The organism is Vibrio sp. V03_P4A6T147, assembly GCF_002241085.1.
In the GTDB taxonomy this organism is placed as follows: domain Bacteria; phylum Pseudomonadota; class Gammaproteobacteria; order Enterobacterales; family Vibrionaceae; genus Vibrio; species Vibrio anguillarum.
The window spans coordinates 1-3,802 of sequence record NZ_NDIO01000260.1; the positions used below are offsets into that span (position 1 = coordinate 1).

Annotated in this window: 4 protein-coding genes; 3 read left to right on the top strand and 1 reads right to left on the bottom strand. The window is 41.0% G+C overall.

The features are described from left to right. From B9J84_RS10370 to B9J84_RS10380, 3 genes are all read left to right on the top strand, one after another. Positions 1 to 1,898 (top strand): ATP-binding protein (locus tag B9J84_RS10370; protein ID WP_143698852.1); only part of this gene is annotated, 1,898 nt, incomplete at its 5' end. 89 nt (positions 1,899 to 1,987) lie between these two features. Beyond that, entirely contained in the window at positions 1,988 to 2,668 is a 681-nt protein-coding gene (ung, locus tag B9J84_RS10375) for a uracil-DNA glycosylase (RefSeq protein WP_094124073.1), read from the top strand. Positions 2,669 to 2,755: 87 nt separating this feature from the next. Next, positions 2,756 to 3,307: a hemerythrin domain-containing protein gene (locus tag B9J84_RS10380; RefSeq protein ID WP_013856117.1), complete on the top strand. Its 552-nt coding sequence runs from the start codon at positions 2,756 to 2,758 to the stop codon at positions 3,305 to 3,307. Positions 3,308 to 3,358: 51 nt separating this feature from the next. Here the strand turns inward: B9J84_RS10380 and B9J84_RS10385 are convergent, their stop codons facing one another. Further along, positions 3,359 to 3,538, bottom strand: a complete 180-nt coding sequence (locus B9J84_RS10385; protein WP_010318284.1) for a DUF3545 family protein — start codon at positions 3,536 to 3,538, stop codon at positions 3,359 to 3,361. Between the last annotated feature and the right edge of the window lie 264 nt (positions 3,539 to 3,802).

Consider the following 3,802-nt stretch of genomic DNA (forward strand, 5'->3'; position numbering starts at 1 on the left):
ACTGGCTAAGTGTATTAAAAAAACTGACTCCGTTTTTGTTTATCACGTTAGTACTTTCTTTTATTGGTAGTATTGCTTATTGGCGATTGCGACGGCTGTTAATTGAAAAAGAAAGAGTTGAGACGGCTTTGGCGACAGCAAAAGAACAGGCAGAAAAAAATTCGCATGAGAAAGCAGAGTTTCTAGCGACGATGAGCCATGAAATTCGTACACCAATGAACGGAATTATTGGTATGTTAGAACAATTATCTATGAGTGATATGGATTTTGAACAACAACAGATGCTGGATGTAGTTTCTACTTCCGCTTCAGGTTTGCACAGCATTGTAAGTGAAGTGTTAGACTTTTCTAAAATAGAGGCTGGAAAACTAAAGCTTGAATCAGCGTCTTTTCTTTTACGTGAAGTGATTGATAAAGTACTTCTTGTTAGTAGTTTTGAAGCACAGAAAAAGAGTTTATCACTAGGGCTTTCGATTGAACCACAATTAGCGGCCGCTTATATAGGTGATGAATTACGCTTACGACAAATCCTGATTAACTTAGTAAATAATGCCGTAAAATTTACTGAACAAGGCAATATTACGATCACTCTACAAGTATTATCAGAATTGAATGATGAACAGATATTGAAAGTGGGCGTACAAGACACTGGTATAGGAATGAACGCTGAGGAGATAGCGCGAATTTTTCAGCCTTTTGAGCAAGCAGAACGCTCAACAAGCCGCCGTTTCGGTGGCACGGGTTTAGGATTATCGATCTGCCAGCAACTGGTTGAGTTGATGGAAGGCGAGATGTTAATAAATAGTCAAAAGGGTTTGGGAAGTTGGATCGGTTTTAAAATTCCTCTTAGAATCAGCGCTCATACTCATATTGATCCTCTCCTTAGTGGTTACTCTGCCAGCGTTAATATAAGTGATCCAACATTAAACGCTACATTAAGCACACACCTTTTGGCCCTGGGTATAGAGCTGAGTAAAACCAATGCAGCGATAGTGTTTAGTGATAATGCCAAAGAAGGGGATGTTCAGCTCTGTCCGCTGCCGGGTGTGTTGGGAGTACGCCGAGAAAGTTGGGGGTGGCTTCTTAATTCACACCCTATTACCAATCGAAGTGTTCAACTGGTCTGTTATGAAGTATTAAGTATTAAACAAGATCAGTCTAAAACGCTAGGTAGTCAGTGCAGCTTACCAGTTAAAGTGTTGGTGGTTGACGATAATGAAATTAATCGAATGCTAATAGCGCAGCAATTGGATCAGATTGGTTTGGTATTTGATGTTGCGAGTAATGGGCAAGATGCGCTCTCATACTTAGGCCGTAACGATTATGCTTTAGTGTTGTGTGATTGCCATATGCCCTATATGGATGGGTATGAATTGGCTAAACATATTCGGGCATGGGATAAAACCTACCGAGATATACCAATTATTGCGATGACAGCTGACATACTAAATGATCAAAAACAACGTTGTTTAGATGCAGGCATGAACGATTTACTAGGTAAACCTATCCGTCTCAATGACATAATCAGCATATTCGAGGATTGGGGTATTATCAGCCGTGATGGGTTAAAAATGGATACTCTAATTAGTACATTTGGTAATAGAAGTGCTTTATTCTCTTTTCTTCAGGCATCGGTAAGTAGTTTATGTGATGCTTTAGCTATGCCAGTTACCAGTAGTGAGAGAGCGGATTGGGTTCATCGGCAAGCAGGTACAATCGCCATTTTAGGATTTACTGAACTGGCAGAATATGGCTGGTGTATCGAAGTGCAATTACGTAGTTCAAGAGCTGAGCGAGGTTTTTGGGATTTTAGGGCAAAACTCTACATAGCAATGAAGCAACTCGAGTGCGCCATGAATATGCTTATTCAAGAATTGCCGGATATAGAGGCTGACTAATCATCGCAAAAGCTCTGTGACATTGACTCATGCAGTGGTGGCTTTTTATGGTTACAATGCGGTAATTAGTTAATTTGCAGAGCGTTGTTATGACTCAATCATTGACTTGGCACGATGTTATCGGCCATGAAAAACAGCAGGAGTATTTTCAACAGACGATAGCGTTTGTTGAAAAGGAAAGGCTGGCGGGGAAAGTGATTTATCCACCTGCTGCTGACGTGTTTAATGCGTTTCGTTTTACCGAATTTGGCGATGTTAAGGTTGTGATTTTAGGGCAAGATCCTTATCACGGGCCAAATCAAGCTCATGGGTTATGTTTTTCGGTGTTACCCGGCGTTAAAACCCCACCTTCACTGGTGAATATCTACAAAGAGCTGGTGCAAGATATCCCCGGTTTTGTTACTCCTCAGCACGGTTACCTAAAAAGTTGGGCCGAGCAAGGGGTGCTATTGCTCAATACCGTATTGACCGTTGAACAAGGTATGGCGCATTCGCACGCTAATACTGGTTGGGAAACCTTTACCGACCGGGTGATTGAGGCGGTAAATCAGCAGCGTGAAGGTGTTGTCTTCCTGTTGTGGGGTTCACACGCGCAGAAGAAAGGCAGCATGATTGCTCGCAGTAAACATCATGTATTAGTAGCACCGCATCCTTCTCCTCTTTCTGCGCATCGAGGCTTTTTGGGCTGTAAACATTTTTCAAAGACTAATCAATTACTTATTGAGCAGGGGAAAGCGCCTGTGAATTGGCAACCCGTATTGTATAAGTGATTAATTGATGTTTTTTCGAGCAGGGTCAAAGCAAGCACGCTGAAGCTTTTATACACTTATCTAAAATAAGTGTAATGGAGAAGCACAATGATGATTGAAAGGATCCGTAGAGAACACGGGTATATGGCGCGTTTGCTTGCCATTTTGCGAGATAAACAACGGCAATTGAGTAATGAACAAAGTATCAACTACTCTTTAGTGAGAGAGATTATTGACTACTTGGCGACGCATTCAGAGTCAGTACACCACCCCAAAGAAGATATTCTCTATCACTATTATATTGATCATTATGGTCAACATAATGATATTCAAAATTTAGCGAGAGAACATATAGAACTTTCTGAGAAAACTCATGCTTTTCTAGAGATTGTCGATATGATTTTGCAAGATGCTGTTGTACCACAGCACGTGTTCATCGAGCAACTTGATGCATTTATTTCTTCCCAGAAGCGTCATCTGGAGTTAGAAGAACAATCGGTTTTACCCTTGATCAGCCGCACCTTTAATGTGACTGATTGGCAAGCGGTGGAGGCGAGCTGGCAACAATCCGAAGATGATCCAGTATTTGGTGAGACAATTGCGGAGCAGTACCAACAATTAGCTCACCGAGTTCGGCAAACCGCGCAAGAGTGCCAGTAATCTCTGCTGATTTAGTTAAACAAAAAAGGCACTGTTGAAGTGCCTTTTTACTCAGAGTTTTATTTGATCAGCCTCGAAGCAGACATCCATCTCCATCAATTCTCTTTGTAACCGTTTTTGATCCTGAATCGCTTCAATTTCTCGCCACATTCTTTTTACTGGTTTAGTGCGACTAGAGCGGAGTTTTGTGATTTCCATTTCCAACATTTCGTCAAATTGCAAGCTTTCCATAAGCAACCTCTTGTTGTTGTTATTACGCCATGTCGTGCTCTCTAGATAGCACAGTTTTCGCTAGCCTAGCTATGATTTGTTTCTCATTTGTTTCCTTTTGATGAACCTTTTATTGGATTTTGACCAGAATTTCACAGTTTCAGTGGGATTCTTTAGTACAAAAAGGGAGCGGTTAAGCGACGCAAACGATTTTATTTGCATTTTGAAATGTTAAATAAATGTTGTTTTGAAAGTTTACAATTGCCTGGTTGGTTGTTTTATGAC